Raw genomic sequence first — 19,140 nt, forward strand, 5'->3', positions numbered from 1 at the left:
TTTATTGATTTTTAAGATAAATTTAATTGAGAATAGTCAGTAGAACTCACAAGTTTTATTTTTTCATTAACCTTCGCAATCAATAAATCATCAAAAAAGCCTTTAAGTATTACTTGTCCTTCGTAAAAAGATATTGATGCTTTTTTTGAAATATAAACATTCATCGAACTATTATTTTCTTTTATAAAAGTTGTGTATAAAAAATGTTTTGAATTAGCTCTCACAGTTTTATGTACAGAAATATATCCTTCCTTTTTCATAAAATCTTTAACTGAATAAACCTGAATTTTTGGTATATCCACTACTTTTTTGTCATTGGGTAATATTTTTCTTTTTAAAATATTTGCTTTTATGATATTAGTAATTTCTTCTTTATCTCCATCATTTTCGAATAACACTTTATTAGAAATACGAGTAGAACTATTTAATAAAGGATGGTTTGTGTACATTAATTTCATCACTTCATCATCTACTACGAAATCTTCAAAATCCCTAATACAATAACATAAATAGTCTAAGTCAATAGTTATTAGATTACTTATTGTAGTCCCTTTATATTTCCCAAAACTCAATTGGGTATTTTTATTATACAGCATAGTTTAGTCTAAATTCCAATATACATCATTCATTGTGTCAGGGTCATTTGTACCCGATGCATCCCATAACCAATTCTTATCATTTGGTGTATCGTAAGCCCTCTCAAATTCTCTAGAATTATTAATTTTGTCAATAATTTTACTAACTTCTCTCCAGTAAAAAGAATTTTCGTGTAAATCTCCATAGTCAATATTATCATCTTTGAGATAACCAATTAATGAATTACGCTTTATATCAAACAAAGTAAACATATTATTTATTTTATCAAATTTCAAATTTATTTTTTTAAAATTTAAATAAAAATCCTCATTGTCTAAATAATCTTTCACATTAATTTCTTCACTGATAATTTCATAATCAAACATCACATCATTCAATTTTGTAAGAACTATATTTTTCTCTTCAAGTATTCGCCGTTCAAAGAATGAGGGACTTATGACAAACCATTTCAATTCTCTTATTCCCCACTTTATAAAATCAAAATCTATTTTTGTTTGATGATAATTAACAATATTTTCAGCATTTAGTTTTGAATTATTTCTAAAAGTTTCATTAAGGAACTCAATATAAAATTCAATTATTTTTGAGCTATATTTTTTTAAGTAATCTTCATTTAAGTACAGAAAAATAAAATTATCCGTAACTTTCAAATCAATTCTTTTTTCGATAATATATTCAATACGTTTCCCAGATTCATATGGATTATTTAATTCATCAAAAGAATACACATTTTTTTCAAACATCTCTTGTGTTATCTCTGATATTTTTATTAACCAATTATTACAGGCAATATTCTCTATTGGTCCTGTTAAAATTTGAATTAAATCTTTTCTAATTTGAGAGGAAGAATAAAATGAATATGGTAATAATGATGTGTCGATAAATTGCTTTTTATGTAATTTATCCAAATCAACTTTAATAAATTTATTTTTTACAATTCCATTTTGTATTTCTATTATTAGCAGAAAATTTGGACAAAAATATTTATTGTCGTAAGATTCATCTTTAACTCTTATGCACAAATTATGACTAACCCAATCCGCAAATCTATCGACTCGTGAAAAAGTTTCGCCTTTTGAAAGATATAGTTTCTCAGATTTAATTATCCAAAAATATTCATCTGAATTAGTTTCTTTTTCACTCAATAAATCTGCTAAAGTATCTTCATTGAAATGAACACCTTTATATATAATTTTCATTTTTAAGAATTAATAAATTATACTACTACCATTAACACCTTATTCAATATTTTGATTTCCAACTAATAAGTTATCAAATCTTAATACTCAATTCCAACCGCCCGCCAAAACCAAGTTCAACAATCTTTTGAAGCGTCGAGATTCGAGTTTCTTTTAGATTATTTTCAATTTTTGAAATGTAGGATTTAGTCGTTCCTACTTTTTCCGCTAATTCTTCTTGTGTCATTCCAAGTTCTAAACGTGTATCGTGGATGAGCGCTCCAATCTTAAAATTTTCGTAACCATCTTCAAGTTCGTCACGTTCTTTTATTCCACGTTTACCGAAGTTTTTCTCTTTGAAATCATCAAAAGTTGTTAGATTTTTATTTGCTGTCTTCATATCTCATTCTGGTTTCTTTTCACAATATAAAGATAACAAAGTTTCACTAAAGTGAAACAAAAAGAAGAAATGTTTTAGATTAATAATAAAAAAATGTTACTGAAAATCAAAACAAACTCAACTGAATCCCACCATTCCCTTTCCCCGGCTTCGCATCACCAAAAACCGTTTTCCCACCAAACCGCCAAGAGTTTTGTCGCTCCTCTTCTATCACTTCTTCAAGGTTAAAATCCGGCGTGAAGTTCGCTTCCGTTCTCAAAGCAATCTCGTGAAGTTTCTTGATGGCTTGACTCTTATCCGTATTCCCCAACTTAGATTTCTCGATGCCGGTTCTTAGGATAGAAATGGTTTCGTCGTAGGTTTTGGTAGGCACAGGAAACGGATGACCGTCTTTCCCGCCGTGCGCAAAAGAAAACCGCGCTGGGTCTGAAAATCTCGACGGTGCACCGTGAATCACCTCACTCACAAGAGCCAGAGACTGCATCGTTCTGGGACCAACGCCTTTCAGCATCAGCAATTCCTCAAAATTCTCAGGTTGGTTTTCTCTCGCCAACCAAAGAATATTTCCGAGCTTTTTCATATCCACATCACTCGCCAAAACCTCGTGATGCGCGGGCAAAATCAAGCGTTGGAAATCCTGCATCCATTTCTCGGAATCGGTTTTTGTGATGTCAACAATCCCGTTTCTGCTTTGTTCCGCTTGAGCAGAAGTCAGATTGAGAATATGCCCAAGATTCACACCGGAAATTCCCGTATGAGGCTCATTCACAAAAGAGTTGACATTCTCAGAAAGCCAATGGTAACGCCTCGCAGTCCCATTGGAATCGTGCATTCCTTGCTGAACAACCGCCCAATTCCCCTGATCCGATAAAATAAAATTATGAAGATAAAGCTGATAACCATCCTGAATAGCCGTGTTATCAACCTTCGCAGAAAGTTTACTGCATCGCACGAGTTCTGTGCCGTCAAGTCCGGTGGAATCTGCAATGTTCAGAAGTTCGTTTGGCGTTTCTTTGGAGAATCTTCCTTTTCCGCCAGCAATGTAGATTCCCAGTGATTTAGAATTAGGATTGATGGAACGTTTCAAAGCGCCCATCACAGAGGTCGTGATGCCGGACGAGTGCCAATCCATTCCCATCACCGCTCCAAAACTCTGAAACCAAAACGGGTCTGCCAATCGCCTCAGAACTTCATCTTTGCCATAATCCGCAAGAATCACCTCTACGATGGCAAGCCCAAGTTTCGACATCCGCTCATAAAGCCAAGGCGGAACCTGACCGTAATGTAAAGGCAAATCTGCAGTTCCAGAACGTTTCATTGTGTGAAATTACGACTTAATTTTCTGTTTAAAAAAGTTAATCAAGCAAAAAAAAATCCGAAACGATTATCGCTCCGGATTGCTTTACTGTACAAATTTTATTGCTTAATTTTCTTTCTTAGAAAGGAAATAATCTTTTAATTTACCAAGATTTATTTTGTCGCTACCAACGAAGATTTCTTCTTCTGTCAGGAAAACCGGACGTTTCAAAAACGTGTAGTGATCCAATAGCAATTCTTTATAATCTTTCTCCTGAAGGGTCTTAGGATCAAGCTCCTGCAGTTTTATCTGATTTGATTTCTTATTGAAAAGTGCTTCATAAGAACCAGCCAATTTGTACATATCCTCAATTTCTTCCTCAGTGATGGGGTTGATTTTGATTTCGCGCATTTCCCAATCTCTAGTGTCATATTGTCCTAATATTTTTCTACAGGTGTCGCAAGTTTTAAGATAAAATACTTTTTTCATTTGGCGAAAATACGGATTTTTTTTCACATGGGAGCTATCTCATTGAGTTTTGTTATGTTACAGCCAGCCGCACGGTCTCATCTTCTGCATATTAGCTATGAAAATTTAACTTTCATTAAGTATTATGATGGCAGCTTGATCCGTCCTCCACTCCCGCTTTTTTGTTGTTGCGAAGGACGTTTGGCCATCAGTTGATATCCTGCCCTCGCAACAACAAAAAGAGCTCCGTTCAGGCCGGGCTGCGGATTCGTCTTCAAATCGCGTTTAGTCATCAACATTGAAGGTTTCCATTTCTAATCAAAATTATTTTCCGCGACCCTAAAGGAAGTAATTTTGCTTTACGTTCTAATTTATTTTTGCTCCCTTGAGGGCTGGGGCAAACAAAAATCAATTAGAATAACTGCAAATACAAAGTTCAAAAATCAACTTAAAAAACATTACATTTGAATTTAATTTTCAAAAAATGGACAACAAACCAATTACTTTTCAGTTTATTTCAGAACCTACAGATGTCAATTTCGGTGGTAATGTGCACGGCGGAAGTGTGATGAAATGGATAGATCAGGTGGGTTACGCCTGCGCAAGCAATTGGTCATCCACCTATTGTGTCACAGTCTATGTGGGCGGAATTCGTTTTTATCAACCAATTAAAATTGGTGAAATCGTCAAGTTAGAATCCCACGTGATCTATACTGGCAGTTCCAGCATGCACATCGCAATTGATGTCTATTCCAGAAATATCAAGGAAAAAATCTTTGAAAAGAAAACGCACTGCATCATCGTTTTTGTAGCCGTAGACGAAAAGGGCAAATCTGTGCAGGTTCCAAAATGGACACCCAGCACAGAACAGGAAATACAAATGGAGCAATACGCCATCAAACTGATGAATCTCCGCCGGGATATAGAGGACGAAATGAAACCTTTTCTATAAATGTATTCTGCAAGAAAAACCTGATATTTTTACATTCCAAACTTACGTACCGCTTTTCAATTGAATAAAATTTATCAGATAATGCGCGATCAATACGAATAACAATTTTTACATTTGTTCCCGAATTTAAAAATGTATTCAAATTGAATAAAAAAATGATCAGTTTATTAGCCTTATCATTAGTGGCTAATATCAATGCACAAGTTTTCAATGCCGGTTTCGAGAACAACAACGGAACGCCTTTATCACAATTTAAAACCATCAATGCAGACGGAAACACAGTTCCTTTCTATGCAGAAGTTCAGGATTTCAATACAGAAGCCTGGATCCAGTTTTATGATGGTTATGATAATAAGATCGCTTTCAGTACGTCTTACTACGATCCCGAAGGCCAATCCAACGATTGGCTGATCACGCCCGCGATTACTATTCCGCAGGAGGGAACGCCTACACTTAACTGGAAAGGAAAATCTTACGATTTTGATTTTACAGATTCTTATGCTGTCAAAGTTTCTGAGACCAGTAATAATGCAGAATCGTTCACCACTACTCTAGCTCAGATTGATGCCGAGCAGGCTTTTGATTTTGGAAGCCACACGCTGGATCTTTCTGCTTACAAAGGCAAAACAATCTATTTGGCTTTCGTTAATAATACCAATAACGGCACTTATCTGGCATTGGATGACCTTTACATCAGTCAGTCTGCCAATTGTGTGATGCCTTCTTTGGACGGATTTTCCGTTTCTAATTTGAAACCGAACTCCGTCACTATCAATTGGTCTGCAACGTCAGGAATTGCCAGTTACGATACAGGACTCACGAATTTTGACACGGCTGTTTCTTCAAAAGGAACAACGGCTTCAACAACCAATAGTTTCAATAACCTGCAATCAGGAAAAAGATACCAGTTTTTCCTGAAAAATGCGGATTGTGGATCTGGCTGGGCTGGACCAAAATCGGTTTGGACCCCTTCAGAATTACCGTATTCTTATAATTTCGAGAAAACATTAGAAAACTTTGGGGAATACGATTCTGATGGTTGGGCTTCCACAACCTGGCTGAATGGCGAAAGCGAAACAGCTGCTCAAAACGGAACTGGATATGTTTTCAATAACACCAGTGCGACTACAACAAAAAATGACTGGATCTTCTCTTATCCTGTGTATCTGAAAAAAGATGAATCAGTGACCGTGACCTATTATGCCGCGATTGGCAGTGCCACTGCAAGTCCGGCAACGCTCAAGTTGGCAGTTGCTAGCAGTCAGGACAAAAACAGTATGATAGAAACCTTGAGCACAGATGCCATTTCTAGCAATGCTTACACAGCATTCACAAAAACCTACAAAGCAACTTCGGATAATGTGTACTATTTTGGATTTGGTAATACCACAGCCCCTGTTACTGTAACGACTTCATTAAGAGTTGACAATGTGTCATTGACAAAAAATACCTTAGCCGTCAATGATCTAGTTAAAACCAATATCAAAATGTATCCAAATCCAGTGGTTGATCAATTAAACATTAAAACGGATGATATTGTAAAATCAATACAAATATACGCTGTGGATGGAAAACTACTGAAAACAATAATCGGCAATACTGATAAAGTGGACTTTAGAAATTACCCGAAAGGATCTTATCTGATGAAGATTGAGACCAACAAATCAGTTACTTCTCAGAAGATTATAAAATAATTTGAATTTAGTTCGAAAATTTTTCAAAAAAATAGTTGCAGAATTAAAAATCATTTCTAAATTTGTCGCAATGAAAATTATGAACAAAAATAACTGGTGGTGGCTTTCTAACTCTTTGTCGGGTCTGAAAGGCTTATCGGTGTTCTAAATTCTGAACTAACTATAACGCAATCATAATAAGACTTCGGCATTTTTTGTTGAAGTCTTTTTTTTATCTAAAATTTAAAATTAAATCTGATGAAATTCAGTAAAACCATAAAAGTAAAAACTACCGTAAAATCCCAATTGGCAGACCTTTTCACGCCAATCGGCATTTACCTGCGACTTCGCGACAAGTTTCGGGACACCATTCTTCTGGAAAATGCAGGAAATCAAAATTCGGAGAACTCGTTCTCGTTCATCTGCGTCAATGCCATTGCAGGAATCGAGATCAGAGATTATCACGAAGCTGAATTCAAATTTCCTCTGGAAAATCCACAGAAAATAAAATTAGAAAACGAAACATTGTCTGATCTTCTTCAGGAGTTTTCTGATACTTTCCAATGTGAAAAACCAAACCTTGAGATTGGGAAAAATGCGCAGGGATTTTTTGGATACACCAGTTATGACGCCATCCCTTTCTTTGAAAATATACAATTCAAAGAACTTTCTGAGGAAAACAAAATCCCGCTGATGCGTTACCGATTGTATCAATATGTGATCGCAATCAACCACCACAACGACGAAATGTTCCTGATCGAAAACAAAATCGATGGTTTGAAGTCTGAACTTTCTACCATAGAACATTTTATCAATCAGAAAAATGCACCCGTTTTTCCATTCGAAATCACCGCAGAAGAGAGTTCAAATTTAAAAGATGAAGAATTTCTGGAATCTGTAGAATTCGCAAAGAAACATTGTTTCCGGGGCGATGTGTTCCAATTGGTGCTGAGCAGACGTTTTGAGCAAAAGTTCCAGGGTGATGAGTTCAATGTTTACCGTGCTTTACGGAATATCAATCCGTCTCCTTATCTATTCTTCTTTGATTATGGCGATTATAAATTAATGGGATCCAGCCCAGAAAGTCAGCTGATCATCAAAAACGGAAAAGCCATTATTCATCCAATTGCAGGCACTTTTAAACGAACCGGAAACATAGAAAAAGATCTGGAATCTGCAGAAGAACTCAAAAAAGACCCAAAGGAAAACGCCGAACACACGATGCTTGTTGATCTTGCAAGAAATGACCTGAGTATCCACGGGAAAAATACAACGGTTTCTAAATTGAAGGAAATTCATTTCTTTTCCCACGTCATCCATATGGTTTCCGAAGTGGTTGCCGATGTAAAAGAAGGTCAAAACCCTTACGAAATGATCGCCACTACTTTTCCGCAGGGAACATTAAGCGGCGCACCAAAATACAGAGCAATGCAACTGATTGATGAACACGAGAAAACTTCCAGAAGTTATTACGCCGGTTGTATTGGTTTTGTCGGCTTTGACGGAAGTTGTAATCAGGCCATTATGATCCGGACTTTCTTGAGTAAAAACAATACTTTATTTTATCAGGCCGGAGCCGGAATCACCGCCAAATCCGTTGCAGAAAGTGAACTACAGGAAGTGAATAATAAATTGGGCGCTTTGAAGAAAGCGGTTTTAAAAGCGGAGAAATTATGAAAATATTAGTGTTTGACAATTACGACAGTTTCACTTACAATTTGGTTCAAATCATAGAACAAATTATGGGTGAGGAAGTAGATGTTTTCCGCAATGATCAAATTGCTTTGGAAGATATCCAAAAATACGACAAAATCATCCTGTCTCCAGGGCCAGGAATCCCGGAAGAAGCAGGAATTCTGTTAGAGTTAATCAAAAAGTACGCACCAACGAAATCTATTTTCGGAGTTTGTCTGGGACAACAGGCGATTGCGGAAGCTTTTGGCGGAAGTCTGATCAATCTTTCAGAAATTTATCACGGTATTGCCACAGAAGCCAATCAAGTGAAAGAACATCACATCTTTAAAGATCTGCCACAAACTCTGGAAGTGGGAAGATACCATTCCTGGGCCGTTAACATAGACGATTTCCCTGAAGAATTGGAAATCACCAGTATTGACAAAAACGGAATGATTATGAGTCTGAAACACAAAACGTACGATGTTCACGCTGTACAATACCATCCTGAAAGTATTTTGACACCTGATGGAAAAAAGATCTTAGAAAATTTTTTATTGAATTAAAATGAAACAAATATTACAATATCTCTTCAACCATCAGACTTTGACAAGAGCCGAAGCCAAATCTATCCTGACAGAGATTTCCCAAAATAAATTCAATGAGAGTGAAGTGATTTCCTTCATCACGGTTTTCCTGATGAGAAGCATTACACTAGAAGAACTGACAGGTTTTCGTGAAGCTTTACTTCAGTTGGCAAAACCTATCGACTTAGGAACGAATGATTTGGTAGACATCGTAGGCACTGGTGGCGACGGCAAAAACACCTTTAATATTTCAACTTTGGCAAGTTTTATCGTGGCAGGAACAGGACAAAAAGTGGCCAAACAAGGTAATTACGGAGCTTCTTCAATTTCCGGTTCATCTAATGTTTTGGAGGAGTTGGGCTATCAATTCAAAGATAATTCTGAAGATTTGAAAGCCGACTTGGAGAAAGGAAACATCTGTTTCATTCACGCACCACTCTTCCATCCAGCTTTGAAATCTGTAGCACCTTTAAGAAAGCAATTGGGACTGAAAACATTTTTCAACATTCTGGGACCATTGGTAAACCCGGCGAAACCCAAATATTCTATGATTGGCGTGGCGAATCTTGAGATTGCCAGAGTGTACCAATACCTTTTGCAGCAGCAGAAAAGCGACTTTATGCTCGTCCACGCTTTGGATGGTTATGATGAGATTTCTTTGACTGGTGACAGCAAAATCTTCGATAAAAATGGAGAAAAAATATATTCAGCAGAAGATTTGAAATTTAAGAACATAGATCCGGAAAGCATTTTTGGAGGTGACACCAAAGAAGAAGCCGCCAAGATGTTTACCCAAATTCTAGAAGGAAAAGGAACCAACGCGCAGAATTCTGTTGTTCTCGCAAACGCTGCAATTGCACTTCTTAATACTGGAAAATTCGGAAGTTATGACGATTGTCTGGCCTTGGCAAAAGACAGTTTGGAAAACGGAAAAGCCTTGCAAAGTTTGAAAAATATTATGAATTAGAATGATGATGGCGACAAATTCCGTCTTCCGTTCCCGCTTTTTTTTCCGAAGCTTTCCCTAGGCTAAAAAAAGAGCTCCACTCAAGCCGGGTCGCAGTTTCGCCATCAATTGAAAAGTACCTTACAAAATGACCATACTAGATAAAATCATAGAAAGAAAAAAACAGGAAATTGCAGATTCAAAATCTAAGATTTCTATGGACCAGCTGAAAGATTCGGCGTTTTTCGCAAGACCCACTTTTTCATTAAAAGAAACCCTGAAATCACAATCAGGGATCATCACAGAATTCAAAAGACAATCACCAAGCAAAGGCATTATCAACGACAGAGTTGCGCCTTTGGATGTGGTTTCTCAATATGAACAATATGGAGCAAGCGCCGTATCTGTTTTAACAGATCAAGATTTTTTCGGCGGAAGTTTTGAAGATATTTTGAGTGTCAGAAATCATATTAATATTCCGATTCTGAGAAAAGATTTTATGATCGATGACTACCAATTCTACGAAGCCAAATCAATCGGCGCAGATGTCATTTTGCTGATCGCATCCTGTCTTTCGCCAACTCAGGTTTCGGAGTTTACGGAATTGGCACATTCTTTAAACCTTGAAGTTTTATTGGAAATACATTCCGAAGAAGAACTGAAACATATCAATTCAAAAATTGATTTTGTAGGCATCAACAACAGAAATTTGAAAGATTTCAAGGTGAATCTGCAACATTCTGTCAATCTGAAAAACCAACTTCCAAAAGATATTTTGTCCATTGCAGAAAGCGGCATTTATCATGAAAAAGATTACAGATTTCTGAAAGAAAAAGGTTTTAACGGTTTCCTGATGGGCGAATATTTTATGAAAAATGAAGATCCCGGAAAGAAATTTGGAGAATTTGTTTCTAATGTAGCAATTTAAAAGTATAATAGTTGACCAATCATGGAAAGCCAAAAGCCAGAAGCCAAAAACCAATTGCAACTTAAAGTTTGCGGATTGACCAAAATCAAGCAAATTCAGGAAGTAATTGAGCTGAAAGTTGATTTCTTAGGATTTATATTTTACGAAAAATCACCAAGATTTGTTCTCGAGTCTTTAAGTTTGGTACAGATTTCGGAGATCGACCATCAGAGAAAAGTTGGCGTTTTTGTGAATGAAGATTTGGACAACATTTTAGAAATTGCTGAAAAGGCAAAATTAAATTTCATCCAACTTCACGGCGATGAAGACGACCATTTCATTTCAGAATTAAGAAAAAAAATGAACCCAGAAATTGGAATTATAAACGTCATCAGAATAGGAAATCAGACTGCAGAAGTACTCCAGAAAACCGTTAGCGAGCAAACGAAAAGCATCAACTATCTGCTCTTCGACACAGACTCAAAAGCTTTTGGTGGCACAGGAAAAACCTTCGACTGGGATATCCTCAATAAGATAGAGATAAGTCTTCCCTATATTTTAAGCGGCGGAATTTCATTAGAAAACATCCATCAGCTGACCACTATCAACCAGCAACCTATTGCTCTCGACATCAATTCAAAATTTGAGATTGGACCGGGCAATAAAGATATAGAAAAAATAAAAGAATTAAAGAGATTAATCTAAACTTAGATTCCTATGGAGTCTCAAACATCAATTTACAGCTATGAATTTTCAAAACCCAGATAAAAACGGCTATTACGGCGATTTCGGAGGTGCTTTTGTACCAGAAATGCTTTACCCAAACGTTGCCGAATTACAGGAAAAATACATCCAAATTATCGAATCCGAGGAGTTCCAGGCCGAGTTTCAGGATTTGCTTAAAAACTATGTTGGACGCGCAACCCCACTCTATTTTGCAAAGAATCTGAGCGAAAAATACCAAACGCAGATCTATCTTAAACGTGAAGACCTTAATCATACAGGTGCTCACAAAATCAACAACGCCCTGGGACAAGCTTTGCTAGCAAAAAAATTGGGGAAACACAGGATCATTGCAGAAACCGGCGCCGGACAACATGGCGTTGCAACTGCGACTGCCTGTGCGTTGTTAGGCTTGGAGTGCATCGTGTATATGGGCGAAGTAGACATTGCCAGACAGTCTCCAAATGTTGCCCGAATGAAGATGCTTGGTGCCACCGTGATCCCAGCAACGTCGGGTTCCAAAACCCTGAAAGATGCCGTCAATGAAGCTTTGAGAGATTGGATCAACAATCCAGAATCGACACATTACATCATTGGAAGTGTGGTTGGTCCGCATCCGTTTCCCGATTTGGTGGCTAGATTCCAAAGTGTGATCTCAAAAGAAATAAAGGAACAGCTGAAAGAAAAAATCGGCCGAGAAAACCCGGATTATCTCATTGCCTGCGTTGGCGGTGGCAGCAATGCAGCAGGCACTTTTTACCATTATGTGAATGAGCCGGATGTGAAGATTATTGCGGCAGAAGCGGGCGGTTTCGGTGTCCATTCCGGGAAGTCTGCGGCGACCACTTTTCTCGGAACTTTGGGAATTCTGCACGGCAGCCAAAGCCTTGTGATGCAGACGGAAGATGGCCAGGTGATAGAGCCGCATTCTATTTCCGCAGGTTTGGATTATCCGGGAATTGGACCTATGCACGCCAATCTATTCAGAGAAAACAGAGCAGAATTCTTCAGTATTAATGATGATGAAGCTTTGAAGTCTGCTTTTGAACTCACCAAGATCGAAGGCATTATTCCGGCTTTGGAAACGGCGCACGCGTTGGCAGTTTTGGAAAAAAAGAAATTCAAAAAAGAGGATGTGGTTGTGATCTGTCTTAGCGGTCGTGGTGATAAAGATATGGAAACGTATGTCCGAGTACAAAGTACCATGTCGTAGTTAAAAAACAGCGCTCTATCATCCATTTAAAATACATCGTACTTTGTACATTATACTTTTTACAAGCCTATGAAAAAACTAAACATATACTTCACAGCCGGAGTGCCGGAGTTGGAAGATACAGGAAAAATTGCCAAACTGATCCAAAATTCTGGGGCAGATATGATGGAGATCGGGATTCCGTACTCTGATCCGGTTGCGGATGGACCAGTGATCCAGGACGCACATTCTTTGGCTTTGAAAAACGGAATGAGCATCAAAAAACTATTCGAACAACTAGGAGACATCAAGGATTCTGTGACGATACCGAAGATTTTGATGGGTTATCTGAATCCAGTTTTGCAATTTGGGTTTGAGAATTTTTGCCAGAAATGTGCGGAAGTGGGCGTTTCGGGATTGATCATTCCGGATCTTCCACCCATTGCGTTTGAAACCAGATATGGTGAGATCTTAAAGAGATATCATCTTAATTTCACTTTTCTGGTAACGCCGGAAACATCTGAAGAACGCATCAGGTATTTGGATTCATTGAGTTCAGGATTTCTTTACGCCGTAAGCTCATCGTCCACCACAGGAAATGCAAATGCTGTTTTGAAGAATGAAAATTATCTGAACAGATTGGCTTCCTTAAACCTGACAAATCCAGTTTTCATTGGATTCGGGATCAAGGATAAAGCGGATTTTGAAAATGTGACAGAGAAAGCGCAAGGCGGCATCATTGGAACGGCTTTCGTCAATATCTTACTGGAAAAGGAAGATTGGGAATCGAAAGGGAAAGCGTTTATCGAAGGTGTGAAAAACTAACGGAGATTATCCCAGTTATACGAAAGAAAAAAGAGTTTCAATGGCTGAAACTCTTTTTCTATTTTTAATTGTCGCTTTCGAATATGGTTGAGAAAGCCGACGTGACCAAAGACAGTAAAATACTGAACAGAAGTGCCCACCAGAAGTCTGCCACCTGCATACTGTCCATCAGATAGTCGGCCAACAAAATGATCAACGCATTGATCACAAAGGAAAATAGGCCTAAAGTTAAAATCGTAATGGGCAATGATAAGATCGAGAGGATTGGCTTTACAATCAGATTGAGTATTCCCAAAACAATGGCGAAAATAACCGCCGACATAAAGCCATCGAATTGCACGCCCGAAAGGATTTTGCTAAGGATAAAGGCTGATATTGCGGTAATCAGCAAACGGATAATGAAGTTCATAGTTGATAATTTTAATGATTTATTTTCTCATTCAAAAACCAGACCTAATTAGGTTTCGCTGTCCAGATAGCGCCATTTTTGGTTGTCAGTTTTTCCAGTTTTCCTGTGGAGGCGAGTTCGTCCAGAATCTTTTCGCTTTCTTTCCTGTTATTCCCAGATAGCTCGCTGAACTCTTTTGCAGTGAGAGAACTGTACTTTTTGAACAAGGATTCCCAATCTTTTGCGTATCCACTCTTTGTCGCTTTTGGCTGGGCGGTTAGGATCGCCGTTTCATAGAAGGTATATGGTTTTGTTCCATAAACCGTTTGAGATTCACCGTTGAAATCCACGAAAAACAAAGTAGGAAATCCTCTCACACTCAGTTGTCTGGCGAGCTTCAGATCGTCTTCGAAAAGGGTTTTTGCTCTGCCATCGTAATCCGATTTTAATTGATCAACATCTAGTTCAACTTTCTCTGCTGCCAAAGCAATGTTTTCCCATTTGGCGATGTTTTTCTTTTTCAAGAAGACCAATTCTCTTAGTTCTCTCATAAAGAGAATCGCCTTATCATCGCTCTGTAACTGCGCTGCTTTGAAAGCTATGGACGGCGGATAGGAGGAATCTAACGGATCTTCTAACCACACATCACCGTCAATAGGCATATCGTAATAACCACTCACCTCGTCCCAATGGTGCGCAACATCCGATGGCTGACTGATCCCGCCGGTGTTGTAATTCCAGTCTGGCAGCAAGCCTCCCATATGATATTCCAGCTCTATTTCCTGGCCATACTCCAACTTCATTTTTCTCAACTGCGGTTCTATTCCCCAACAGGAGGAGCAGATCGGGTCTGTGAAATAGATGACCTTGATGGATTTTTGTTTGTTATCGATTTTAACAGAGCTGTTCTTCCCAACTTCTGGAACGCCGCAAACGCCAGTTTCTGCGTCGCAAAGCAATGGATTGTTGTGTGTTGTAGATTCGTTCATCGTTTTTTTATTTTTATTTATTTGTCCGTCCAAGGAGAAAGACCATAGACTGAGGCTTAATAATATGAGTTGTTTAGCATTCATTTCTCAGGAATTACCTTGTCACAGCGTTGCTTTTCTTATAAAACTGCAACGTCTTGTAAGATTCATTTCTTTCTTTTTCCAATTTATCCGATATCAAAACCCCGAATAAGTGATCAATCTCGTGCTGGAAGATGACAGCCGTGAAACCTTCCACCATTTCGTCGTGCTTCTTATTGTCGAGGTCATCATATTGCAGCCGGATGCTGTAGCTTCTGTAGAAATCGCCGCGAAAAGTGTCTATCGACAGGTCTCCTTCCGGACCTTTGTTCAGTAGTTCCGACCACCAGGTGATCTTCGGATTGATAAAATATTCTACCGGCGCACCTTCCTTGTCAAACCTTTGCACCAGCACCACTCTCCTATTGATCCCAACCTGAGGCGCCGCAATCCCGACGCCACCGCCTGTTGCAGCCAAAGCTAACCTCATCCTCTCGATTAAGATTGGTAAGTTTTTATCCTTCGGTGAGATCTCTTCGGACTGTTTCAGCAGTACTTTGTGCTGTTCCTCTTTATCGGTTTGATAGATCGCCAAGGCCGTTTTTGGATCTCCGGCAAGGATCAATTTTTTTTCTTCTTTTGAGAATTTCTGAGAAAAAGCAAAGCTTCCCAAAAACACTACTATTAAAACCGTAAAATTCCGCATCGTCTATTTTTATTTCAAAGATAAATATTTTGGGCACCTGATCCGTGCTCCGTTCCCGCTTTTTTCTGTCATTGCGAACGATGAGAAGCAACATATTGAATTGTCGTACACCCGCAATGCCAGAAAAAGAGCTCCACTCAGCCCGGGGTGCGCTTCGCAAAGTTGAAATTTTCAGATTTTAATTCCCGTTTTTCCAATAATTTTAAAGATCTTTTAAAGCTAAAAAACGCCCTTCGCCAAGTGCGATGGATAGCGTGTTTGAAGCGGTCATTAAATGCATCAAGACGAATTTATCAAGTCATCTTGATGAATTAAGAAAATCAACTTGATGAATTGATCAAAAGGTCTTGCTGATTTTGCAAAACATTCAGTTTGATTTTCAATTTGATGTTAATTATTAAAAAAAACGTTCCCCCGAAATGATCCGCGAGAACGCCAACTAGAGAAAGAAACTAACAACTATAACTTAACTAGAGTATAATGAATTTGTGTTTTAATTGATAACTTCATTTTTCCGTCTGTTGAAGATCCAGAAGATGATCGGGAAAATAAGAAGAGTTAATATTGTTGCGGTCATCAGTCCACCAATGATGACGATTGCCAAAGGCTTCTGAGACTCAGACCCGATTCCGGTGGAAAGTGCCGCTGGTAAAAGACCAATCGAAGCCATAAGTGCGGTCATCACAACAGGCCTCGTTCTCACTTTCACACCTTCCATAATGGATGAATCCAACGATAAGCCGTTCTTCACATTTTGATGGAACTCGGAAATCAGGATGACTCCGTTTTGGATACAAATCCCAATCAAAGCGATCATCCCTACTCCGGCAGAGATTCCGAAATTCATATGCGTTAAATGCAGTGCGATGATAGCACCAATCAGGGCAAAAGGAACATTCGCCAAAACCAAAAGTGAATCTTTCATATTCCCAAACAGAATGAACAACAGGAAGAAGATCCCAATAATACTGATGGGAACAACCTGCGTCAATCTGCTGGTTGCTCTCTGCTGATTTTCAAACTGCCCGGTCCATCCAATCGAATAGCCATCCGGCAATTTGATCTTTTCTACTTTTTTCTGAGCATCCGCAATCGTTCCTCCAAGGTCACGATCACGGATAGAGAACTTGACCCCGATGTAACGTTTGATATCATCTCTGTAGATGAACGCCGCGCCATTTTCTTTCTCAATCGTGCTGATCTCTTTCAATGGGATTTTCGTACCATCCTGGGTGGGAACCATCAAGGAAGCGATATCGGTTTCATTCTTTCTGTATTCCCGTGCGTAACGCAATCTGATCGGGAACTTTCGCTCGCCATCAAACATTTCAGAACCGGTCTTTCCCCCAAAAGCCATTTCCAGAACGGATTGCGCATCTGCTGGCAATACGCCGTACGCCGCCATTTTGCTTCTGTCCAAAACCACACTGATCTCTGGTTGCCCAATATTCTTGATAATGCCTGGATCTTTCACACCATCCACATCTTTGATAGAAGCCAAAACTTCGTCCGCCAGTCTGTCCAAAGTGTGAAGATTTTCGCCATAGATCTTGATTCCATTTTCTGCTTTGAAACCTGCAACCGCTTCTGCCACATTATCAGAAATCGGTTGAGAATAGTTGAAAGTAATGCCTTGGTGATTTTTCAGTTTTTTATTAATCTGCTCAATCAAGTTGTCATAAGTGATCTTACGTTTCCATTCTACTTTTGGTTGGAGACTCACGGCGAACTGTACGAAACCAAATCCGTTCGGGTCGGTTCCGTCATTGCTTCTTCCCGTTTGTGATAAAACATCTGTGACTTCTGGGAAACTCATAATGTCTTTTTTGAGTTCATTGGCTGTAACGAGAGATTTGTCTAAGGACGAACTCATCGGCATCTCTGCGGTGATCCAAAGGGAACCTTCATTCAATTGTGGGAGAAACTCTGTTCCCAGGAATGTCGCTGAAAATAAAGTGATTGCCAAAACCACCGTGGAAACCAGAAGACTTATTTTCTTGTATCGGAAGGTGAACTTCAAACCTTTCATCACGTATTTGTCCCAGAATTCTACGAATGGATTGTGTCTTTCTTTCACATTTTTCTTTAATAACAAGTGCGACATCACAGGAACTAAAGTCAAAGTGAATATCAAAGCGCCCAACAAAGCAAAACCTAAAGTGAATGCTAATGGCGAGAACATTTTACCCTCCACTTTTTGGAAAGAGAAAATCGGTAAAAGAGACGTGATGATGATTAATTTTGAAAAGAAGATCGCTTTCCCCAATCCAGTTCCGGTATGTTTGATCCAACCTGCTTTTGCCATTTTGTTGAAGCGTTCCATTCCATATTTCTTCGCTTTGTGGTCTAGCATGACGAATAATCCTTCGACCATCACGACGGCGCCGTCAATGATGATTCCGAAATCCACAGCACCTAATGATAACAAGTTGGCGCTCATTCCTGCCATTTTCAGACAGAAAAAAGCAAACAATAAGGACAATGGAGTAATGATGGAAACAATTAAAGTCGTTCGCCAATCTGCCATAAAAATCAATACAATGACCGTTACGAGGATGATACCTTCCAAAAGGTTATGCATGACCGTATTGGTGGTAAAATCCATCAGGTTCTGGCGGTCATAGAAGGTTCTCATTTTAACATCCTTCGGAAGAATTTTGGTATTCAGTTCAGCGATTTTGGCTTTCACCAGTTTCAGAACTTCCTGCGCATTCTCGCCTTTTCTCATCACGACAATCCCTTCCACTGTGTCATTCTCATTGTTAAGAGAAGCTTGCCCTACTCTCGGCATAGAACCTTCGTGAACATCGGCCACATATTTGACGAGGATTGGATTTCCGCTGTCATTGTGAACGGTGATATTTTCGATATCAGCAATAGACTTTACCAGACCAATTCCACGCACCACATAAGCTTGCCCACTTTTCTCGATGACATCGCCGCCGACATTCAGGTTGCTGTTGGTTACCGCGTCCATAACTTCGGCTGGTGTCAGGTTGTATTTGTCTAATTTTCTGGGATCGATACTTAACTCAAAAACTTTGTCCTGACCTCCGAAAACATTCACGTCCGCAACACCGGGAACACTTCGTAAGGCTCTATCTACAACCCAGGTTTGGAGTGTCAAAAGGTCTCTGGAATCACGGTCTTTGCTTTCTAAGGTGTAACGGTAGATTTCACCAGTTGGTCCGTAAGGTGGCTGAACTTCCGGGTCAATTTCGTCTGGTAAACTGACAGTTCGCAATTGGTTGTTGACCATATTCCTAGCGAAAATATCGTCCACACCATCTTCAAACAAGATCTTGACGATGGAAAGTCCAAACATTGTGGTACTTCGGACGCTGGTCTTTTTCTGAACGGGACTCATTGCCAGTTCTATCGGTGTGGTGACGAAACGTTCTACCTCTTCTGCACTTCTACCATTCCATTGCGTGACAATAACGATCTGTGTATTGGTCACATCCGGGAAAGCCTCGATGGGCATATTTTTGAAACTGATGAAACCTGCAACCGCCAGAATCGCCACCCAGATGACTGTGAACGCTTTATTTTTAAGGGAAAATCCTATGATACTGTTTATGAAGTTGTTCATATTTTATATTTTGAATCACAATTTT

General features: G+C 38.9%; 18 protein-coding genes. 9 read left to right on the plus strand and 9 right to left on the minus strand.

The genetic code is table 11. From position 1 onward, the window contains the following. Positions 1 to 11: 11 nt before the first annotated feature. From F564_RS0103905 to F564_RS0103925, 5 genes are all read right to left on the minus strand, one after another. The gene (locus tag F564_RS0103905) at positions 12 to 596 is read right to left on the minus strand and encodes a hypothetical protein (RefSeq protein ID WP_028121459.1); all 585 of its coding nucleotides are present in this window, start codon (positions 594 to 596) and stop codon (positions 12 to 14) included. A gap of 3 nt (positions 597 to 599) precedes the next feature. After that, positions 600 to 1,796 carry a hypothetical protein gene (locus F564_RS0103910; protein WP_028121460.1) on the minus strand — a complete coding sequence of 399 codons (1,197 nt, stop codon included), beginning with the start codon at positions 1,794 to 1,796 and terminating at the stop codon, positions 600 to 602. Positions 1,797 to 1,869: 73 nt separating this feature from the next. Next, positions 1,870 to 2,175, minus strand: coding sequence for a helix-turn-helix domain-containing protein (locus tag F564_RS0103915; protein ID WP_028121461.1), 306 nt, complete (start codon positions 2,173 to 2,175; stop codon positions 1,870 to 1,872). A gap of 106 nt (positions 2,176 to 2,281) precedes the next feature. Further along, a complete protein-coding gene (locus tag F564_RS0103920) occupies positions 2,282 to 3,493 on the minus strand; it encodes a DUF763 domain-containing protein (RefSeq protein ID WP_028121462.1) in 1,212 nt (403 codons plus the stop codon). A gap of 105 nt (positions 3,494 to 3,598) precedes the next feature. Further along, positions 3,599 to 3,961: an arsenate reductase family protein gene (locus tag F564_RS0103925; protein WP_028121463.1), complete on the minus strand. Its 363-nt coding sequence runs from the start codon at positions 3,959 to 3,961 to the stop codon at positions 3,599 to 3,601. 463 nt (positions 3,962 to 4,424) lie between these two features. Between F564_RS0103925 and F564_RS0103935 the strand changes: the two genes are divergently transcribed. The 9 genes from F564_RS0103935 to trpA all read left to right on the plus strand — a co-directional run bounded on the left by F564_RS0103935 (position 4,425) and on the right by trpA (position 13,419). Beyond that, complete coding sequence (locus tag F564_RS0103935; RefSeq protein WP_028121464.1) at positions 4,425 to 4,892, plus strand: acyl-CoA thioesterase; 468 nt, start codon at positions 4,425 to 4,427, stop codon at positions 4,890 to 4,892. Positions 4,893 to 5,047: 155 nt separating this feature from the next. Further along, positions 5,048 to 6,586 carry a T9SS-dependent choice-of-anchor J family protein gene (locus tag F564_RS0103940; RefSeq protein ID WP_154656802.1) on the plus strand — a complete coding sequence of 513 codons (1,539 nt, stop codon included), beginning with the start codon at positions 5,048 to 5,050 and terminating at the stop codon, positions 6,584 to 6,586. A 237-nt stretch (positions 6,587 to 6,823) separates the two neighbouring features. Continuing rightward, positions 6,824 to 8,242 carry an anthranilate synthase component I family protein gene (locus tag F564_RS0103945; protein ID WP_028121466.1) on the plus strand — a complete coding sequence of 473 codons (1,419 nt, stop codon included), beginning with the start codon at positions 6,824 to 6,826 and terminating at the stop codon, positions 8,240 to 8,242. Next, complete coding sequence (locus tag F564_RS0103950; protein WP_028121467.1) at positions 8,239 to 8,805, plus strand: anthranilate synthase component II; 567 nt, start codon at positions 8,239 to 8,241, stop codon at positions 8,803 to 8,805. The genes F564_RS0103945 and F564_RS0103950 overlap by 4 nt, the downstream gene beginning before the upstream one ends. 1 nt (position 8,806) lies before the next feature. Next, positions 8,807 to 9,793, plus strand: a complete 987-nt coding sequence (trpD, locus tag F564_RS0103955; RefSeq protein WP_028121468.1) for an anthranilate phosphoribosyltransferase — start codon at positions 8,807 to 8,809, stop codon at positions 9,791 to 9,793. A gap of 127 nt (positions 9,794 to 9,920) precedes the next feature. Further along, positions 9,921 to 10,700, plus strand: coding sequence for an indole-3-glycerol phosphate synthase TrpC (gene trpC, locus F564_RS0103960; protein ID WP_028121469.1), 780 nt, complete (start codon positions 9,921 to 9,923; stop codon positions 10,698 to 10,700). A 21-nt stretch (positions 10,701 to 10,721) separates the two neighbouring features. Next, positions 10,722 to 11,384 (plus strand): phosphoribosylanthranilate isomerase, encoded by a 663-nt coding sequence (locus tag F564_RS0103965; protein WP_051259557.1) that lies wholly within the window; start codon positions 10,722 to 10,724, stop codon positions 11,382 to 11,384. A 40-nt stretch (positions 11,385 to 11,424) separates the two neighbouring features. Continuing rightward, positions 11,425 to 12,615 carry a tryptophan synthase subunit beta gene (gene trpB / locus F564_RS0103970; protein WP_028121471.1) on the plus strand — a complete coding sequence of 397 codons (1,191 nt, stop codon included), beginning with the start codon at positions 11,425 to 11,427 and terminating at the stop codon, positions 12,613 to 12,615. 69 nt (positions 12,616 to 12,684) lie between these two features. Then, entirely contained in the window at positions 12,685 to 13,419 is a 735-nt protein-coding gene (gene trpA / locus F564_RS0103975) for a tryptophan synthase subunit alpha (protein WP_028121472.1), read from the plus strand. A 64-nt stretch (positions 13,420 to 13,483) separates the two neighbouring features. Here trpA and F564_RS0103980 read toward each other — a convergent pair whose 3' ends face one another. The 4 genes from F564_RS0103980 to F564_RS0103995 form a co-directional block, all read right to left on the minus strand. Beyond that, a complete protein-coding gene (locus F564_RS0103980; RefSeq protein WP_028121473.1) occupies positions 13,484 to 13,828 on the minus strand; it encodes a phage holin family protein in 345 nt (114 codons plus the stop codon). A 44-nt stretch (positions 13,829 to 13,872) separates the two neighbouring features. Continuing rightward, on the minus strand, positions 13,873 to 14,796 hold the full coding sequence (locus F564_RS0103985) for a DsbA family protein (RefSeq protein ID WP_028121474.1): 924 nt from the start codon (positions 14,794 to 14,796) through the stop codon (positions 13,873 to 13,875). A 94-nt stretch (positions 14,797 to 14,890) separates the two neighbouring features. Next, positions 14,891 to 15,523, minus strand: coding sequence for a peptide deformylase (locus F564_RS0103990; RefSeq protein WP_028121475.1), 633 nt, complete (start codon positions 15,521 to 15,523; stop codon positions 14,891 to 14,893). A gap of 493 nt (positions 15,524 to 16,016) precedes the next feature. Further along, positions 16,017 to 19,115, minus strand: coding sequence for an efflux RND transporter permease subunit (locus tag F564_RS0103995; RefSeq protein WP_028121476.1), 3,099 nt, complete (start codon positions 19,113 to 19,115; stop codon positions 16,017 to 16,019). Between the last annotated feature and the right edge of the window lie 25 nt (positions 19,116 to 19,140).

It is taken from the genome of Epilithonimonas tenax DSM 16811, assembly GCF_000428485.1.
GTDB classification, from domain to species: domain Bacteria; phylum Bacteroidota; class Bacteroidia; order Flavobacteriales; family Weeksellaceae; genus Epilithonimonas; species Epilithonimonas tenax.